Below are 17,182 nucleotides of genomic sequence, written 5' to 3'. Positions count from 1 at the left end.
GCGCCTTGCTAGTGCCAGAAGAGGTTCATCTATTGCTCTGTTGTAAGGAGGTATTATGGAACTTGGAATTGCATTACCTACATCTGGTCATTTTGTCTCACGTGAGGCTATTGTGCGCGTCGCTCAGGAAGCTGAGCGCCTGGGTTACAAAGGACTCTGGACATATGAGCGCTTGCTGTATCCTCTCGCGGAGGTTGATTATGTTGGCAAAGGTGAGACCGGGCCTCTGGATAGATATTATCGTATAGCGTTTGAGCCTATTGAAACTCTCTCTTATGTTGCAGCTAAAACTGAGCATATCAAACTGGGTACCAGTATCATCAACACGCCGTTTCATTCACCGGTTGTCCTTGCGCGCCGCTTTGCGACGCTTGATCAGTTCAGTAATGGGCGAGCCATTGCGGGTCTGGGTCAGGGATGGATGGAACAGGAGTTTATCACGTCAAACGTCACACGCAAATATCGGGGGCGTGGCTCAGAAGAATTCATTGCTGCCATGCGTGCAGCCTGGGGACCTGATCCGATCCAGTTCAGGGGAGAGTTCTATACCATTCCACCTTCCCTCATTGACCCCAAACCTATTCAAAAAGGAGGAATCCCTATTATCATGGGGGATTCTCCACTGCTGCTCTGAAGCGTGCTGCGCGTATAGCTGATGGATTCAATCCAATTCCAACGAGCTTCGAGGAGTTGGAAGAAGTGATTCGTACATTCCGCTCGTATGCACAAGAATTTGGACGCGATCCATCCATACTCAAGATTTATGTTCGTGTGAACGGATTGATCACCACCTCTCCTCTGCCTGAAAATCGCCGACCTTTCCTTGGTGGCTCTCCAGATCAAATCGCACGTGATCTGGACCGCGTGCGCAAGTTAAATGTTGAGCAGATCTTCTTTAGCGAAATGGTCGATCCCGATATGGATGAGTATGTCACTTCCAATCTAGATGATTACATCGAGAGTCTTGCACGCTTACAGTCTCTTGTACATGCTTGACACTCCCCCGGATAAATCACGGGGGCTTTCTCGCTCGTTTCCTGTAAATGTATCAGGAAAACGCAAAAGCAAGAAGCTTGGGAACCGATCTGGGAGGAGTTGCTGAGCCAACTCAAACCAGCGGTACCCAACGACTCTGGTCAGTTGTGATCGTGGCATCAGCGGAGCAACGTGTTTTCTTACATCGTGGTCCTGGGCTGACACCGTTCTACGAAATTTCCCCAAACATGGACATGGGCTTCCCGGACTTTTTGGGAGGGAAGAAACTGGGAGTCTAACGCATCAGTTGTTCAAATTCCACTGGACGCGAGGTAAGTAAGGGTGGAATGTCGACGAATACGATGGTAAAAACATTCGAGTCTGGCGGATACCGCTATGCAACAAAAAAAGTTCCAGCAGGTCGAGGAACTGAACAAACGAGCGCTCGCCATCTATGAAATGGTTGGGGGCCCAACTTTCCAGAGCTCAGTCAGCCCTTACTTGGTTTAGCGATACTCTATCACCAAGAGGGGAAACAATTAGAAGAAGCAGAGGCGCTCTGTGGGAAAGACATTTGGGAGAGGGCGATTAATCTGGTTGCCGTCTCTGTTCCTTCAACGGGAATATAAATTATCATTTGTAGATCTGGTTGGTCCGCAACCTGAAACGTTTTCGCTTGGAGCGTCAGTAGACCAACCAGGGGATGTTTGAGATATTTATGCTCAGTTTGTACCTCCTGAACATTGTGATGTGACCACCACTCGCGAAAGGAAGGGCTCGCTTGTTTGAGATCGGTAATCAGTTCGTTTAACCACGCTTCGCCGATATAGCGTTGTGTGCTAGCACGGAAGAGGGCGAGCATTTGTTGGGCAGACTTTTCCCAATCGACGGACATATTCTGATGCTCTGAATTGGTAAAGAGAAACCAGAGGATATGGCGTTCATGGATGGCCATCTTGTCAAAATCTGCGAATACATGACATGCTAACTGATTCCAGGCAATGATATCCCAGCGGGGATTGAGAACCAGAGCTGGGTAGCTCCCCATTGCATCGAGAATGAGCTGAAGTGAAGCATCAATGGTTTGTGTTAGAGGCAGCGGTCTGACTGGTAACTGTTGGCGTGCGAGGATAAAGAGATGTGCTCGTTCAGAAGCATCTAATTGTAATGCACATGCCAGACTATCCAGAACTTGTTCTGAGACCGCAATGTCTCTGCCTTGTTCAAGCCATGTGTACCAGGTTGTTCCGACTCCTGCGACCATTGCCAGTTCTTCCCTGCGAAGTCCAGGGGTTCTGCGGCGCGTTCCAGGCTGTAAACCCACTTGCCAGGGAGCTAGGCGCTCACGACGAGATCGTAAAAATTGAGCCAGTTCTGTACGTCGTTCATGTTCATTCATCAAAACCTCCGCCTCTGGATACCCCTGCCCTTCTAGGCCTGATTCTTACCCACATCTTTTTGGAGGGGCTTCGCAAGCCAATCACGCTCCATGTGTTTGTGGAACACTCAACAGAGGAGTTGGCCTCCTGAGCTGCTCCACCGAACCTGAGTGGAAGATGTGGGTAAAAGACAGCCCTTCTAGGCATGGGGAGGAAAGAGGCGTTCCTTTTTGGGGGCGTGGGGAGACTCTTCTCCCACACCAATTGACAAAACACGCTCTCTATGAGAGAGTATCCGTATGGATAGAACACTTGTTTTACAGCTTCAACCAACCCATGAGCAAGCCAAACACTTGCAGCAAACGGTGCAGGAGCATACTGCTTGCTTCAATGCCGTGGCCGATGAGGGCTTTACCTCTGGGTGCTGCAATGGGATTGAGTTGCACAAGCGCACCTACTATGATCTGCGTGCGCAGTATCCCCACCTGCCTGCGCAACTGGTGTGTGCCGCCCGCGTCAAAGCCACCGAAGCCGTCAAGAGTGCGCTTGATCGTCTCAAGAAGGGGCGCAAAGCGAGCGCTCCTCGCTCTCGTCTCTGTCCTATCCGCTATGACCAACGCTCCTACTGGGTCAAATGGAACTCGCACACCTGTAGCCTCGCCACTGTTGAAGGGCGTGTGCACCTCTCCTTCACGGTTCCCAAACAGGCCCAGAAGTACATCGGTGGGACGGTGTGCAGTGCTGATCTGTGCTCCCGCAAAGGGACATACACCCTGCACGTCGTCGTACGTCTCCCAGATCCTCTTGTTCTCTCTTCTGATGACGTGATTGGTGTCGATCTTGGCCTCAATCACCCTGCTGTCACTTCCCATCGCCACTTCCTGGGAGAACGACGCTGGAAAGAGCAAGAGCGCCGTCTCTTCCGCCTCCGTCGCAAACTGCAAGCCAAAGGCACCAAGAGTGCGAAGCGCCACCTGCGCAAGCTCTCTGGCAAACTGTTTCGGCAACGCAAAGACCATGACCATGTCCTCTCCAAACGCATCGTCGAGCATGCCACTGCTGGTTCGACCATCGTGCTTGAGAACTTGACGCATATCCGTTCGCGTGCTCGCCTGCGCAAGGGAGAGGGACAGCGCCGTCTCCATTCGTGGAGCTTTGCACAGTTTCACTCCTTTCTCTCATACAAGGCGCAAGAGAAAGGGATTGAGGTGGTGAAGGTGGACCCTCGCCACACCAGTCAAACCTGCTCTCGTTGTGGGCATCAGGCGCGCAACAATCGTCGTTCTCAAAGCCTTTTCCTCTGTCGCGCATGCGGGCTCAGCGTGCATGCTGACCTCAATGCCGCTCGCAATATCCGAGAGAAACACCTTGCCAGCCTTGGTACATCTTTGGCTGGTGGGTCGCAGTCAGACGGCCTCTCGTCTCAAGTGATCTAGCTTAGGGACAAGCCCCTTGCTTTAGCTATGGGGTATCTGACTGACTCAAATCCTATCCTGGTAGTTGCTATACCAGAATATATTGACTCCTTGTTCCAATAGAGAAACTCTGGCATGATTTTATCACATCGGGTAATGATGCCGTGTGTTTACAATAAACGAGCTACTCAATGAGTAGTTGAAAAAGAAGGAAACGCTATGCTGCTAACTATCATTCTGGGTTTCTTTGGTGGTCTCTTTGGAGCAAATGGGATTCCCCACTATCTGACAGGAGTGACAGGCCAAGAGCATCCATCGCCGTTTGGGAGCTCATCAGTGGTGAACGCTATTGAGGGATGGGCGATGTTTCTGCTTGGTGGAATCTTATGGTATTTTGCCTGGATACAGAATTATGTCCTCTCTGCCTTTATCTCTGCCGCACTGGGCATGCTTGTAATCGCTCTTGTGCATACGCAGGTGTGGGTGAAGAATCCCGAATTTTATAAACGCATGTTGCCGGGGCGCAACTGAAGCTCCCCGTGCTCAAGCACTGACACTTACACACAAATCATGAAGGATGGATGCGTGGCAAGATGAACGCCCTCCAAGACATCCATAACGCGCATCCATCCTTTCCATAAGGTCTGCCAACCAGGGGACCATCGCTTTTGCGGTCGAGGGCGCGCAAAAGCGTGCCACACTTCTTGAGCAGTGGTGATGCTGCGATGCCGTTTCTCCAGAAAGGTGAGACCTGAATGGCATTTTGCGAAACCACGTCGGTCGCTGGGATGTCTCCCGCCTGCTGTGCCGTGTGTCGAATGACCAACAGACGCAAGGCAATGGGCGTCAGCACATATGCTTGCACCTAGTGCTAAAAGGAGGAAACAATGAGCATTGATCTTGACGTTGGGATATTTATAGACCGTGCAGATGATGAAGATGACCCCTATGGCTTTTATGCTCACTATGAGCAGGAATTTCATGCCATCAATACCTTCCTGCGCTCAATCGGACTTTCTGTACATCATGAACCACGATCCCTTGCTGATGGAGGGCCAGGGTTTCATCGCAGTGCAAAAACAGAGTTGCGTGCATTCAAGGACATTGTCTGGGATATTGAAGACAAAACCAGTTTGCCCCTCCCTCATCTCGCCACACTCAGCATAGAAGATGCCATCTACCTCCCTCTCCTCTTTGAGGACGTTCTTGCATTTGCTGACCGCCCTCTTGGCTCTTCCTATCAATTATTTGCGGAATGCCGCCTGCTCGCAAAACTCCTGGGTATCTATGATGATATTGAATATGCAACCAACACGAGTGAGCGCGATCCTCTCGTTCTCCTGATAGAGCAGAGGTTAGATCTGACCGAGAAGGAAACAAGCATTCCCTTCTCACCACTCAAAAGCCAGATGCTCCATTGGTATCCTCTGCTCGCAGAAAATCCCTGGTCCGTGACTGGAACTGGTGGCTGTATGCATCTCTACGAAGCCGCAAAATTCTCAATCAAGCAGAATGCCGCTGTCGTCATACATTAGTGTCTTATCTTGACTTACTCAATTGAATACTCATAAGAAAGCAAATACAGTCGCAAAAGAGCCCTTGAGAGTGCCTTTTATTGCTCGTTTCCATAAAGCAAAGATATTTCTGATCCCTTGTCAAAAAAATCCTGAGTATTGCACGAGCCAATGGAGCCACTCCATCCACATGCGCATCTCGCTGCGCAACCCGTGGTATCTTCAGCTCCAAGGTCCAAAGGCATATAGTTAGTTTTCTATTCTCTAGACAGAAAGTGACAAATAAGGACATGTATCTCCCCTCTTGCCAAAGCCGTGGTAATCTGGTATGTTTGTTCTACTCTCAGCACCGAGGAGGAAGAGCAACCGATGATCCGTGGGTATCGGGGAGAACTTGATCTCAATAATCGACAAAAGACACTCTGCCGCAAACATGCCGGGGCGGCTCGCTGGGCGTACAACTTTGGTCTTCGCCGCAAACAAGAGGCCTACAAGGCAGGAGAGAAATCACCCACCGCCATCGATCTGCATCGCGAGATTAATGCCCTCAAACCCTCTCTCCCATGGACATACGAGGTCAGCAAGTGCGCCTTTCAGGAAGGACTCCGCGATCTGGACCAGGCCTTCAAACACTTCTTCCGCAAATGTCGGCTCAAGAAAGAGGGGATGTGGAAAGGGAAATGTGGCTACCCACGATTCAAAAGCCGGAAGAAAGCCATCGGTGGAGCACGCTTCACCGGAACCATTCGGGTGTCTGCCGGTGCCATCCAGTTGCCTCGTTTGGGGGTGCTCCGACTCAAAGAGCACGGCTATTTCCCTCTGGGTGGCAAGATTAGCAGTGCGACCATCCATGAGCAAGCAGACAGGTGGTATGTCTCGATCTGTGTGCACGAGGAAGCGAAAGACCCCCAGCCAGCCAGAGGTAACGTCATTGGGGTTGATCTTGGCGTGAAAACCCTGGCGACCCTCTCTGATGGACGCACCTTCGAGAACCCCAAGGCGTTGCGCAAGAAGATCACGGCACTCAAGCGAGCTTCACGACGTCATAGCCGCAAGGCCAAAGGATCACGCAATCGCCAGAAAACCAAACAGCGCCTCTCGCGGATGCATGCCCGGATCGCCAATGTGCGCAACAATGCTTTACACCAAGCGACGGCCCAGATCGTGGCGAGAACCAAACCTGATCAAGAGCGGCCGCGTGTGATTGTGCTCGAGGATTTACACATTGCAGGCATGCTCAAGAACCGCCGGTTGGCTCGCGCCATTGCTGATGTGGGCATGTACGAGTTCAAGCGGCAGATGCTCTACAAAGCCGAACAGGCAGGGGTGAAGGTGCTGCTGGCATCGCGCTGGGAACCCTCCTCAAAAACCTGTTCCTGTTGTGGCTGGATCAATGAAACACTGACGCTTTCGGATCGGGTCTTTGTCTGCATGGAGTGTGAGAATGTGCAGGATCGAGATGCCAACGCCGCAAGAAACTTAGCAGCGTTGGCACAATGAAAACGGCGTACCGCAAGTTCTGCGGGAAGTGACGCCTGTGGAGCAGGTGTAAGACGAGCGAAAGGCTTGCTCTCTGCATTGAAGCAGGAACCGAACACTGTGTATGGCTTGTCCATATCTGAGTAAGTTTCGGAGAACGGGATACAAACGGTTGCTCCTGTTCCTGGTGCTGAATCACGCCACGGAATCGGGAAGAACAGAACGAGAACAAATGCGAGAAATGGCACAGAAATTGGAAGGATTGGGCTCGCATTTAGACAAGACTATGGGGTAGTATCTTCTAATGCCCACTTGTAGGCAGTACAGCCTCCCTCAAGGAGCACCAGAAAAGGAGAACGTGAGGCCTACTCGCTCAATGCATTTCTCGGAAATGACGCGCTTACCATCGTTCCGCCGCTCTATCCTGTTGCGCAAGTGGTTCAACTGCATTGCGGGCTACAGATGCTCCCATTCACCAGAGCATTTACTACAGAACTTCGGGCCACTCTTTGGCAGAGCAGAGACTTCGTTGGGAAGAAGAGAAAAAACGAGGGGGCTGCCTTCCCATTTGGGGGCGATGGCTGATATCGTCGCTGATCTCGCGTGTCAACTCTCAGTGATAGGCCCTGTGGCCTATGTAGAAGCTGAATTCTTTGCAGATGCTGGAGGCCAGAGTGCTATCGTCTGGCAGCAAAGGCAGATCATCCTGGCTCTCCAAGAAGACGGCATAGGAGCCATCAATACGGCCTTGCGATACCTGGGAGTCCAGGCAAGCAGCCCAACTAGCTGGTTTGATGAGTTTTCCATGGTTGGACTAGGGCGGGAACGAGACACAGAAAAGTGGGGAAAAGTAGTAGTCCAGCAGGAGGCCAACGGCGTGTCTGAATGGAAATCAGAACAACTACGAGCAGCCCTGACGAGAGCCGAGAAAGCTCTCAACGAACTTGACCCAATGAGTCCAATCTACCAGGTAGCGGAGCAGCAGCTTGAGGAACTTCGCCGCAAGACAAGAGACGAAGGCAACATTACAAGAATCCGAGCGAGAAAGCCCTGCTCATGGATGGCAGGGATGCATCGCCGTTCCTTGAAAGGCGCAGGGGAGGGGCGGATCCTCGCACCAGCGGATGTCGGAGCACTTGACGAGATGTGACCATACTGCTGTTCTATAGAACATATGATCTAAATACAAAGCGCAATGCACAGGAGAGATGGGATGATGAAGCGTCAGGCTGCAAGCAACCACACACAAGCACCCACCATCCGCACCCCCACGTTCCTGCTGGAACTTCGTCAAAATGGGCAAACCTTGCAACATTTTGTCCACCTGAGACGATAAACGTATCAGCCTCCCTCATTCTATAATTTTTAACAAGATGAGGAAGGCTCATCATACGAAGATTGTCTAGCTGAGCTTCGTATACGTTACATCGAAGTCGTGCTCCCACGTGGAGCCATCATGTGATTTCTCCCAAGAGGCAGTGATAGTTTTGCCGTTCTGGTGTACTGTGCCTTCATAGCGCTGCCAGAATCCTGGGGCTTCTCTCCACATCTTCCACACCCCTTCCAAGAAGCTCATCTCATAGATCCTCGAAACGCTTCGCGAGTCATAGTAGAGCACGGTATAGTTTGGGACTGATTCATCTCGGCCGATGAACCAGAGGGCTGCGGGTGCGCTTGCGAGTTTGTCGCCCATGCACATGAGCAAAAAAGCTCCATTCTGCACCCATTCGAAAGAGATTGATCCTTTTACTGTATCGGATGGATGAGGAAGAAAAGATGCATTGGCAAGTTCCATTGCCCAATCGCCAACCAACCCTTCAAGGGATTTGAGTGCAGGGTTTGGCTGAGGCGGAAGTGCCTTCTCTTGTGCATGAGTATATTCATCTGTCATCTGGTTCTCTCCTATTTACTTCCACAGGGAGTTGCTATTACATAGATAGCCCTAGTATATCCCACATTCCGCAGGGTAATTGACAGGAAAACTGAAATTGGATAAGGTAATCTCAGAACGCGCAAGGAGTAGAAAAAGCATGCAACGAGCTGAGGATTACCAGAACGAACGTTTGGACCATTTGGGCATTGTGGCGGGCGTGTGCCAGGAATTGGGCTTGGCGCAGTGGTTGGATGCCTTGGAACCCAACCAACAGCGCGCAGTGAGTTACGGGACCTCCACTGTCGCCATGATTCTCAATGGATTGGGCTTTGCCAATCGTCAGCTCTATCTGGTGCCACAATTCTTCGAAAATAAACCGGTCGCGCACCTCTTGGGAGCCGGCATCAGCGCGGACATGCTCAATGATGATTGCCTGGGACGTACCCTTGATTGGCTCTATGAGCACGATGTGACCACGGTGTTCGCTGGCATTGCCCATCAGGCCCGGCAACGTTTTGGGATAACAGCCCAGCACGTGCATGTGGATACGACCTCGTTTTCGGTGAATGGAGCCTATGAAACCGAGCAGGAACATGAGCACGTCATTGCAGTCACCTATGGCTACTCGCGCGATCATCGCGAAGATCTCAAACAGTGGATGCTGGCTCTGGCGACCACCCATCAAGGGGATATTCCGCTCTTTTTGCAGCCGCTTTCGGGCAACCGCAGCGATAAAGAGAGCCTGATCAAGGTGATTGCCGACCTGCATGCCCAATTGCAAGAGACAGAACCCGAGGAAAACCCGCTCTACGTGGCCGATAGTGGCCTCTACAGTGCAGAGAACATGCGCCAGCTCAATCAAACTGGGGTACGGTGGGTCAGTCGCGTCCCCGAAACGAGCAAAGAAGCCAAAGCCGCCGTGATGCAAGACGAGGAGGCGTGGCAACCCAGTGCCGATGGAATTCGTCACCTGGTCGTGCAGCACATGGATCTGCCTCAGGGGCCTGAGCGGTGGATCATCGTTCGCAGTGATGCTGGGATCAAGCGAGCGTTGCAGACGGCGCGCAAGCAGGCCGACAAGCAACTGGAAATGTGGAGCAAGAAGGTGTGGCATGTGAGCACGAAGGCATTTGCCTGCCGAGAGGATGCGCAACAGGCCTGGGAACAAAGTCTCAAAGGGCTGCCGCAGTGGCTGGATGCCTCGATGGAACTGAAGAGCCAGGCGGTTTTTGAAGGACGAGGCCGTCCTGCACGCAATGCGCAGCCAAGCGGGGTGCGTTGGAGTGTCACGCCCCAGGTTCTCCTCAACGAAAGCAAACTGTTGGCCTTCGCCCAGCGCAAAGCCTGCTTTGTCATTGCCAGCAATGTGGTGGATGAAGCCGAGATATCCAACGATGCGTTGATCAACCTGTATCTGGAACAGGGAAGCGTCGAACGGGGCTTCCGGTTCCTGAAAGATCCCTTGTTCCTGGCGTCCTCGGTTTTTGTGAAAAAGCCAGAACGCATCGTGGCCCTGAGCTTGATCATGGTGCTTGCCTTGTTGGTGTACCGTCTGGCGGAACATCGCTTGCGTGAGCAATTAGAGGCAACTGGGCAAACTATCCCCAATCAAGTCAACAAGCCCACGGCTCGACCGACGATGCGCTGGGTCTTCCAATGCTTTGAAGGCGTTGAATTGTTGCACATCCGCACCGCAGCCACCACGCAATCGCTTGTCCTCCGCTTGCAACCATTGCATCATCAGATCCTTTCTTTATTGGGGCCTGCCTCTCAACAATTCTATTTTTTTTCAGATTAAAACTGCGGAATGTGGGGTATATGGGAAGAAAAACTGAAAAACTTCTTCTGTTTTGCTCTCATCAACATAGAGCTCGCATCATATCGAAGTGAGCTTGTCCTATCAGTTCACTGCTGAAAGGAGGCCCCTTCGCGCATCGATGTGAGGTGCATATTCCTGTCCCAGTTTTTGCTCTATTTGATTGACTACCCATCATATCGTGTGATGCTCTGCACTCGTCTTTTCAGAATGACGCAAAAAAGCTTGCCACACCCCTCTGACTCAACTAAGTACAGTCAAGCAATGTTTTGGGAAATGAGGTAGACTGTTGGGAGATGGAGGGAGCCATGCGAAAACCACTGGAGATACCGACCCCAACAGCAGAAGAGTTGGAAGCCTTAGAGAATTTATACCGAACGACGCGAGATGTGCGGCAACGCACTCGAGCTCAAATGATCCTTTTAGCAGCAGAACAACGATTGATGGCCCCAGCCATTGTAAAGATTGTGCGTGAAAATGACTAGGCAGTGCGTAATTGGTTCAAGCGCTATCTGGCCGAAGGAATTGAGGGGTTGAAAGATCGACCAATGCCAGGGGCTCCCCCCAAAGTCACCAAAGCGTATACAGAACAGTTGCTCCAGGTGGTACGACAGCGCCCTCGTGGTTTAGGGCAGCCATATTCCATGTGGACCCTACAACGATTGGCTGATTATATGGCAGAGCAAACAGGAATCCGTGTCTCAGATGAGACAATTCGCCAGTTGCTCAAGGATGGTGAAATTGTCCTCTCCCGCCCGCAACACAAAGTGAGTAGCCGTTCTCCGAAACTGACCCAAACATGGACGAGCCATATTTCGCGTTCGGTTCCTGCTTCAATGCAGAGAGCAAGCCTTTCGCTCGTCTAACACCTGCTCCACAGGCGTCACTTCCCGCAGAACTTGCGGTACGCCGTTTTCATCAGGCCAATGCCACCAAATTCCTGGCGGCGTTAGAGTCTCGATCTAGGACACTTCCACACTCTAGGCAGGCAAAGACCCGATCAGAGAGCGTCAGCGCCTCATTGACCCAGCCACAACACGAACACGTTTTTGAAGAGGGTTCCCAGCGGGAAGCCAGGACCACCTTCACCCCTGCTTGCTCTGCTTTGTAGAGGATCTGCCGCTTGAACTCGTACATCCCCACATCAGCAATGGCTCGGGCTAACCTGCGGTTCTTGAGCATGCCTGCAATATGTAAATCCTCTAAGACGATCACACGCGGCCTCTCTTGATTGGGCTTGGATCTCGCCACGATCTGTGCGGTCGCTTGGTGCAAGGCGTCTTGACGAACATGGGCGATACGAGCGTGCATCCGGGCAAGTCGCATGCGCGCTTTCTGGCGATTGGCGCTCCCTTTGTGCTTGCGACTGTGACGTCGAGAGGCTCGCTTGAGGGCGGTGATCTTCTTGCGCAACGCCTTGGGATTCTCAAAGGTCCGCCCATCAGAAAGCGTTGCCAGCATTCTTACCCCCAGGTCAACGCCAATGGCTTCGCCTGTGGCTGGTTGGGATGCTTCCTTTTCCTCATGCACACAGATGGAAACAAACCATCTGCCTGCTTGCTCATGGATGGTGGCACTGCTGATCTTGCTGTTGAGAGGGAAATAGCCGTGCTCTTTGAGCCGGAGCATTCCCAAACGAGGCAACTGGATGGCATCAGGAAACACCCGAATGCTCCCGGTGAAGCGAGCGCCACCGATGGCTTTCTTGCGGCTTTTGAAGTGAGGATAGCCACACGTGCCTTTCCATGTGCCCTCTTTCTTGAGCCGGCACTTGCGAAAAAAGTGCTTGAAGGCCTGATCCAGATCGCGGAGCGCCTCCTGGAAGGCGCATTTGCTGACCTCATACGCCCAAGGAATCTCACTGTGCTTCAAGGCATTGATCTCGCGATGCAGATCAATGGCGCTTGGGGTGGGCTGACCTGCCTTGTAGCAGGCTTGCTTACGTCGCAAGCCATAGTTGTACGCCCAACGAGCGGCTCCGGCATGTTTGCGGCACAGCGTCTGTTGGGTGTTGTTGAGGTCCAGTTCGACCCGATACCCACGTGCCATCTGTTTTCCGCCTCCTCTGCATCCAAAGTAGAACAAATAGACCAGAAAACCATCACTTTTGCAAGAAGGTAGAGGCAAGTTGGTATATTTGAACATATTTAACTACATATGTCTAGAAAATACAAAACTAACTATAGCCCCGATCTCGATTATCTGGTAAAAAAAGACGATCGAAGAAGCGCGAGACGGGCTAAAGGAGGAGGACGTATTTTTTATGCAGATGAGTTTAATCTGAGTTGGTTCCCGACACTGCGCTCCATGTGGAGTCCCAAAGGTCAGCAGGTGATGATCCCTACTCCAGGGCAGCCAGACAAATACTATGGCATTGGAGCGGTCAACTATCATACAGGAGAAACAGTGGTCCTTTTTCGGCGACACAAGCGGCGTCAAGAAATTGCCCAGCTGTTGGAAGAGCTTGTAGAGAAGCATCTGAAAGGAACCATCTATGTCGCTTGGGATAATGCCACCACACATGAGTATGATGAGGTGGAGGCCGTTGTACGAGCGGCGGCAGGACGCCTCGTTCTCTTGTCTCTCCTAACCTACAGTCCATGGCTCAATCCGATTGAAATGCTCTGGCGGCATTTTTGCCGGGAAGTCACCCATTGTAAGTTGTTTGAAACGAAACGGGCACTGCTTGCCGCCGCTCAAGGTTTCTTTGATCGCTACAATCTGTGCCCAGAGAAGATCCTGTCAGTGATCGGCTCCAATGCCCAAAAAGTGGCTTGACTGTACTTAGAGCTAACCGTCCCACTGATATGGGAAGGGCTGGAAGCGTGGGCCGGATCCCTGCCCCCTCCGCTGCTTGAGCATGGGATGCTTCAGATCTTGTATCTCAGTCATGCGTATCCTCCTTGCGATAGCATTGTATACATATCCTGGGCCACTCTCATGAGAGGTGAATAAACCAGTCTTTTGACTCGTGTTTTCAGCATCGGCCCGCTACAGAGTCAGGCCCGCTCAAGGATAGGTTGGAGTGGGTAGTGGATCCCGGTGAGTTGCTCGGAAATAGTCCAGAGGCGCCGCGCCAGATCGGCGTCCTGCGCGCTAGCGGAGCGTCCAATGAGCATAGGGGCGCCGCGCATGTGTGCGAAATGGCGGGGCCCGGCGAAGCTGTTGCCGGGGATGTCGGCGACAGCGGCGTACAAGGTAGGCAGCGCGCCCATATTGGCGTCCTGCGCCAACAGCCGGATCATGATTGCGGACAGACCGGACGGAGGGTGACCAGCATGGCTATAGATGTTCGTTGCGACGTAGCCGGGGTGTGCCGCAGTTGCCAGCACTCCCGATCCTGCGGCGCTCAGCCGACGCTGCAATTCCGCAGTGAACAGCAAGTTCGCCAGTTTCGATTGCCCGTAAGCGCCAAACGACTGGTAGGGTTTGCGCTCCCAGTTGAGGTCGTCAAAGTCGATGCGACCAGCCCGCTCAGCCTGCGAGGCAACAGTCACGACCCGTCCGGTGATGTGCTCAAGAAGCAGGTTCGTCAGGGCGAAGTGACCGAGATGGTTGGTACCGAATTGCATCTCGAATCCATCAGCGGTGCGGGAAAGCTCCGGTCCACCCACACCCGCGTTGTTGATCAGCAAGTCGATCCTGCCATCCCAATTGGCGGCGAACGCCCGCACAGAGTCCAGGCTGGCGAGGTTGAGTTCGCGGACCTCGGTCACGCCTGCTGTAGCAGCCGCAGCTGCACTGCCCTTTTCGATATTGCGCACCGCGAACACGACTCGTGCGCCGACACATGCCAGCGCATGTGCCGTAGCCAGCCCTATACCGCTGCTGGCGCCTGTCACGATCACCGTCTTGCCAGCCATATTAGGAATGTCAACGACACTGAAAGTACTCATGAGAAATTCCTCCAGTAGATGTAGAGTATGGGGTTCGATGGTATAGCTACCCTGTATTCTGATCTTTTGTAGCGACAACTTGTTGTCTTCGCAACAACTTGTTACAATAGATAGTGTAGTCTGGACAGTACCACGGGGCAAGCATCAATACTTTTCTTTTGTTATGTATGCAACACGGAGGGAAAAATGTCGCACGAAGTGCGGGCAGACTTGCGAATCCAGCGCACACATAAATTCTTGCAAGAAGCGATGTTGAACTAATTACAAAGAAAGTGTTCGGTGCCATCACCGTGGGTGATATTGTCAAACGAGCCATGATCAACCGAGCCACGTTTTACCGCCATTATCAGGATAAATACTATCTGGTGGTCAAGATCTTTGAAGAAGCAGCCAATCATCTTTCTCTTTCCTCATTGATCCAGGACGCTCTCGATCAATTGACTATCTGAGGATAGGACGTATTACTGGCCAACCATGTGGTTTGTTGAATGTCACTTAAGGGGTACCCACAGAAAAGTGTGCGTCGAGTGTAGAATGGGAAGATCAATGGAGCAGGGCATGTGTGAGAGATACTTCCATAATGACAAACAGCAGAGAGACGCACTACAAACCTATCCCATCTGTGTCATTCTATATGTGCAAAAAATAGTCTGTGGCCTGAGACCCTGAAGATCTATAACCAGACATGTAGTGTCGCGCCGAGATGATGTTGAGTGCGCATAGCTAGATCAAGACAGGCCAGTGCCTCTGTGGAATGACATTTGACAGATGGGAACATTCTGTGCTAAGCTCCAAGCACCTTTTCAAATAGCTAACAACAAGGATCGTAATGCAGCCATGATGAAACTACTTCACCTCTCCCCAACCTGCCCTATACACACCCTTGCTCACTCTGTCGGTGTGTTCGCGCCGCATGCGGCGCGAATCGAGGAGTAAGCGGAGAGGCAAGCTCTCCCCATTGTTTCCCCTGCCCGGATCTCTCTTCCTCTTTTTCGCACCGCACCCCTCTTGAGATACGCTTGAACCAATTTCGCATCTCAACGCGGATGTCGCGTGTGAAAGGATTTCTATGTTTCCCCACTTTTCCAAACGCCTGCGCGCCTTCCCAAAGCGCGCACTGCTCATCAATCGTAACTATACTTTGTTGTGGCTTGGTGGGACGATCTCGCTGATTGGCGATGTGCTGTTCACGATGATGCTCATCTTATGGGTCGGGACGCTGCTTGAGAACCAGAGCACGGCTCCCCTTGCTGTCAGCGGCGTGGTGCTGGCAGCCGCACTCCCGGCCCTCCTGATTGGCCCATTCGCTGGCGTGTTTGTGGACCGCTGGCCCAAACAACGGACGATGCGCATCATGGATGCACTGCGGGCGGTGCTGGTGTGCTCCCTTTTGCCAATAAGTCTCCCGCTCCCACTGCCACTCGCTGTCAAGCTCACTATCATGTATCTTGTGGTGGCAGCCGTTAGTGGTCTGAGTCAGTTCTTCACTCCGGCGACCAAGGCGATCCTCAAAGAGGTAGTCCCAGAGGAGCAGCTGACCCGCGCTTCGGCGCTGACCGTCGGGGCTGGCGTGTTCAGCTGGGCTATCGGGTCTACCTGTGCCGGCATCTGCTACGTCTCATTGGGAGCCGGGTGGGCGATTGCCTTGAATGCTGCTTCGTTTGCCTGTTCCTGGGTGTTGGTCGGGCGCATGCGCGTCTCTGCTGCAGCAGAAAGGCGCGCGTCAGCCCACCCCACATCACTGCGGCGCGTCCTGACGGAACTGCGCGAGGGGTTGCGCTTCATCGGGGGCCAGCTCCAGCTCCGCACGCTTCTGCTTACCGAGAGCCTGTTTGCCTTTGGATGGGGCATTGTGAGCGTCCTGGCCTTCTTCTACATCACCCAGAATACGCATGTGCCCGTGAGCCTGTTTGGCCTCTTCAGCGCTGTACCAGCCATTGGGGGCATCCTGGGGACCTTGCTCGTTGATCGTGCGGCGGGGAAATTTGGAGCAACCAGTGTCTATGCTCGCGCGCTTCTCTTTGCTGGGGTGATGGTCGTCGTCTCAACCGTCCCGAATCAGGCGATCATTGACCTGGTGGGTTTCACGCTCATTGGCATTGCCACGATGCAGGCAGAGGTGCTGGTTGGACCCCTGGTCCTCTTTGCCACGCCAGAGCAGATGGTGGGCCGCGTCTTCTCCACCTTGGGAACCATCACGACCCTCTCATCATTGCTCGCCACGTTCCTCAGCGGGTTTGTGGGTAGTACGCTGCTGCAAGGGGTCGTCGTCCATCTGCCCACAGGCGAACTGAACGCGATCAACCTGCTTCATATCGGAGCTGGGGTTCTCATCTTTGTGGCAGGACTGCACGCCTCTTGCCAGTTCAGAACACTTCATGAGCGTACTCAGATGAACAGGAAGGCAGATCACCACCCAGGCACAGAGTGAAGAGATCTTGGCAGGAGATCTTGTAACACAAAAGCGCCAGACCCACAATATCCCCTCACCCCAGCCAACTTGAGAAAATCGGCGCGGGGTGAGGGACGTTTCCACGGACGCTCCTCGACATTCCGACTCAGATGGGAGGAAAACAATATGAGTGCTCGAGATGGTCCTTGAGACCACAGCCAGTCAGCAGAGCGCCGAGGTGCGAGGATATGTCCGTCCGCTACCCCATGAATTGGTACTGGATGAGGCGTGTCTGAGTACAAAGAGGCGACAGCGCTTCTGGAACAAGGGTAAAGGAAAGCAAAAGGGGGACACTTTTAGAGGCATGCATTGGGTTGCGTTTCTTAGGCAAAGAAACGTGTGGACAACTGTTCGCGTCTCTCCATACGCAATATGTGATTGCA

General features: G+C 52.6%; 18 protein-coding genes and 1 pseudogene. 14 read left to right on the top strand and 5 right to left on the bottom strand.

Features of this window, described 5'->3' with window-relative positions; genetic code table 11:
- Window positions 1-55: 55 nt before the first annotated feature.
- Together K3T82_RS50505 and K3T82_RS39155 are read left to right on the top strand one after the other, a co-directional pair.
- Window positions 56-996: pseudogene (locus K3T82_RS50505) on the top strand (TIGR03619 family F420-dependent LLM class oxidoreductase).
- Between the two features lie 77 nt (window positions 997-1,073).
- On the top strand, window positions 1,074-1,274 hold the full coding sequence (locus tag K3T82_RS39155; protein ID WP_220198933.1) for a hypothetical protein: 201 nt from the start codon (window positions 1,074-1,076) through the stop codon (window positions 1,272-1,274).
- Between the two features lie 221 nt (window positions 1,275-1,495).
- Here the strand turns inward: K3T82_RS39155 and K3T82_RS39150 are convergent, their stop codons facing one another.
- Window positions 1,496-2,374 carry a helix-turn-helix transcriptional regulator gene (locus tag K3T82_RS39150; protein WP_220198932.1) on the bottom strand — a complete coding sequence of 293 codons (879 nt, stop codon included), beginning with the start codon at window positions 2,372-2,374 and terminating at the stop codon, window positions 1,496-1,498.
- A gap of 279 nt (window positions 2,375-2,653) precedes the next feature.
- On the opposite strand from K3T82_RS39150, the gene K3T82_RS39145 reads away from it, so the two are divergent.
- Entirely contained in the window at window positions 2,654-3,790 is a 1,137-nt protein-coding gene (locus K3T82_RS39145; RefSeq protein ID WP_220198931.1) for an RNA-guided endonuclease InsQ/TnpB family protein, read from the top strand.
- Window positions 3,791-3,988: 198 nt separating this feature from the next.
- Entirely contained in the window at window positions 3,989-4,300 is a 312-nt protein-coding gene (locus K3T82_RS39140) for a hypothetical protein (protein WP_220198930.1), read from the top strand.
- Between the two features lie 37 nt (window positions 4,301-4,337).
- Here K3T82_RS39140 and K3T82_RS39135 read toward each other — a convergent pair whose 3' ends face one another.
- On the bottom strand, window positions 4,338-4,622 hold the full coding sequence (locus K3T82_RS39135) for a hypothetical protein (protein ID WP_220198929.1): 285 nt from the start codon (window positions 4,620-4,622) through the stop codon (window positions 4,338-4,340).
- Between the two features lie 34 nt (window positions 4,623-4,656).
- On the opposite strand from K3T82_RS39135, the gene K3T82_RS39130 reads away from it, so the two are divergent.
- From K3T82_RS39130 to K3T82_RS49415, 4 genes are all read left to right on the top strand, one after another.
- Complete coding sequence (locus tag K3T82_RS39130) at window positions 4,657-5,304, top strand: hypothetical protein (protein WP_220198928.1); 648 nt, start codon at window positions 4,657-4,659, stop codon at window positions 5,302-5,304.
- Window positions 5,305-5,652: 348 nt separating this feature from the next.
- The gene (locus K3T82_RS39125) at window positions 5,653-6,783 is read left to right on the top strand and encodes an RNA-guided endonuclease InsQ/TnpB family protein (protein ID WP_220198927.1); all 1,131 of its coding nucleotides are present in this window, start codon (window positions 5,653-5,655) and stop codon (window positions 6,781-6,783) included.
- A 337-nt stretch (window positions 6,784-7,120) separates the two neighbouring features.
- Window positions 7,121-7,912 (top strand): hypothetical protein, encoded by a 792-nt coding sequence (locus K3T82_RS39120; protein ID WP_220198926.1) that lies wholly within the window; start codon window positions 7,121-7,123, stop codon window positions 7,910-7,912.
- A gap of 63 nt (window positions 7,913-7,975) precedes the next feature.
- Complete coding sequence (locus K3T82_RS49415; protein WP_268886722.1) at window positions 7,976-8,098, top strand: hypothetical protein; 123 nt, start codon at window positions 7,976-7,978, stop codon at window positions 8,096-8,098.
- Between the two features lie 66 nt (window positions 8,099-8,164).
- Here K3T82_RS49415 and K3T82_RS39115 read toward each other — a convergent pair whose 3' ends face one another.
- On the bottom strand, window positions 8,165-8,653 hold the full coding sequence (locus tag K3T82_RS39115) for a hypothetical protein (RefSeq protein ID WP_220198925.1): 489 nt from the start codon (window positions 8,651-8,653) through the stop codon (window positions 8,165-8,167).
- A gap of 139 nt (window positions 8,654-8,792) precedes the next feature.
- Between K3T82_RS39115 and K3T82_RS39110 the strand changes: the two genes are divergently transcribed.
- The 3 genes from K3T82_RS39110 to K3T82_RS39100 all read left to right on the top strand — a co-directional run bounded on the left by K3T82_RS39110 (window position 8,793) and on the right by K3T82_RS39100 (window position 11,317).
- Window positions 8,793-10,433 carry an IS1634 family transposase gene (locus tag K3T82_RS39110; RefSeq protein ID WP_220193725.1) on the top strand — a complete coding sequence of 547 codons (1,641 nt, stop codon included), beginning with the start codon at window positions 8,793-8,795 and terminating at the stop codon, window positions 10,431-10,433.
- 326 nt (window positions 10,434-10,759) lie between these two features.
- Window positions 10,760-10,936, top strand: coding sequence for a hypothetical protein (locus tag K3T82_RS39105; RefSeq protein WP_220198924.1), 177 nt, complete (start codon window positions 10,760-10,762; stop codon window positions 10,934-10,936).
- Between the two features lie 3 nt (window positions 10,937-10,939).
- Complete coding sequence (locus tag K3T82_RS39100) at window positions 10,940-11,317, top strand: helix-turn-helix domain-containing protein (RefSeq protein ID WP_220198923.1); 378 nt, start codon at window positions 10,940-10,942, stop codon at window positions 11,315-11,317.
- 52 nt (window positions 11,318-11,369) lie between these two features.
- On the opposite strand, the gene K3T82_RS39095 is transcribed toward K3T82_RS39100, so the two are convergent.
- Complete coding sequence (locus K3T82_RS39095; protein ID WP_220198922.1) at window positions 11,370-12,500, bottom strand: RNA-guided endonuclease InsQ/TnpB family protein; 1,131 nt, start codon at window positions 12,498-12,500, stop codon at window positions 11,370-11,372.
- A gap of 108 nt (window positions 12,501-12,608) precedes the next feature.
- Here K3T82_RS39095 and K3T82_RS39090 point away from each other — a divergent pair, with 108 nt between their 5' ends.
- Entirely contained in the window at window positions 12,609-13,229 is a 621-nt protein-coding gene (locus K3T82_RS39090) for an IS630 family transposase (protein WP_220198921.1), read from the top strand.
- Window positions 13,230-13,450: 221 nt separating this feature from the next.
- Here K3T82_RS39090 and K3T82_RS39085 read toward each other — a convergent pair whose 3' ends face one another.
- Complete coding sequence (locus K3T82_RS39085; protein ID WP_220198920.1) at window positions 13,451-14,347, bottom strand: oxidoreductase; 897 nt, start codon at window positions 14,345-14,347, stop codon at window positions 13,451-13,453.
- Window positions 14,348-14,619: 272 nt separating this feature from the next.
- Between K3T82_RS39085 and K3T82_RS39080 the strand changes: the two genes are divergently transcribed.
- A complete protein-coding gene (locus tag K3T82_RS39080; RefSeq protein ID WP_220198919.1) occupies window positions 14,620-14,796 on the top strand; it encodes a TetR family transcriptional regulator in 177 nt (58 codons plus the stop codon).
- Window positions 14,797-15,416: 620 nt separating this feature from the next.
- The gene (locus tag K3T82_RS39075) at window positions 15,417-16,778 is read left to right on the top strand and encodes an MFS transporter (RefSeq protein ID WP_220198918.1); all 1,362 of its coding nucleotides are present in this window, start codon (window positions 15,417-15,419) and stop codon (window positions 16,776-16,778) included.
- The last annotated feature ends 404 nt before the right edge of the window (window positions 16,779-17,182 follow it).

It is taken from the genome of Ktedonospora formicarum (assembly GCF_016587355.1).
Classification (GTDB): Bacteria; Chloroflexota; Ktedonobacteria; order Ktedonobacterales; family Ktedonobacteraceae; genus Ktedonobacter; species Ktedonobacter formicarum.
This window is presented reverse-complemented; position numbering and strand designations above follow the sequence as displayed.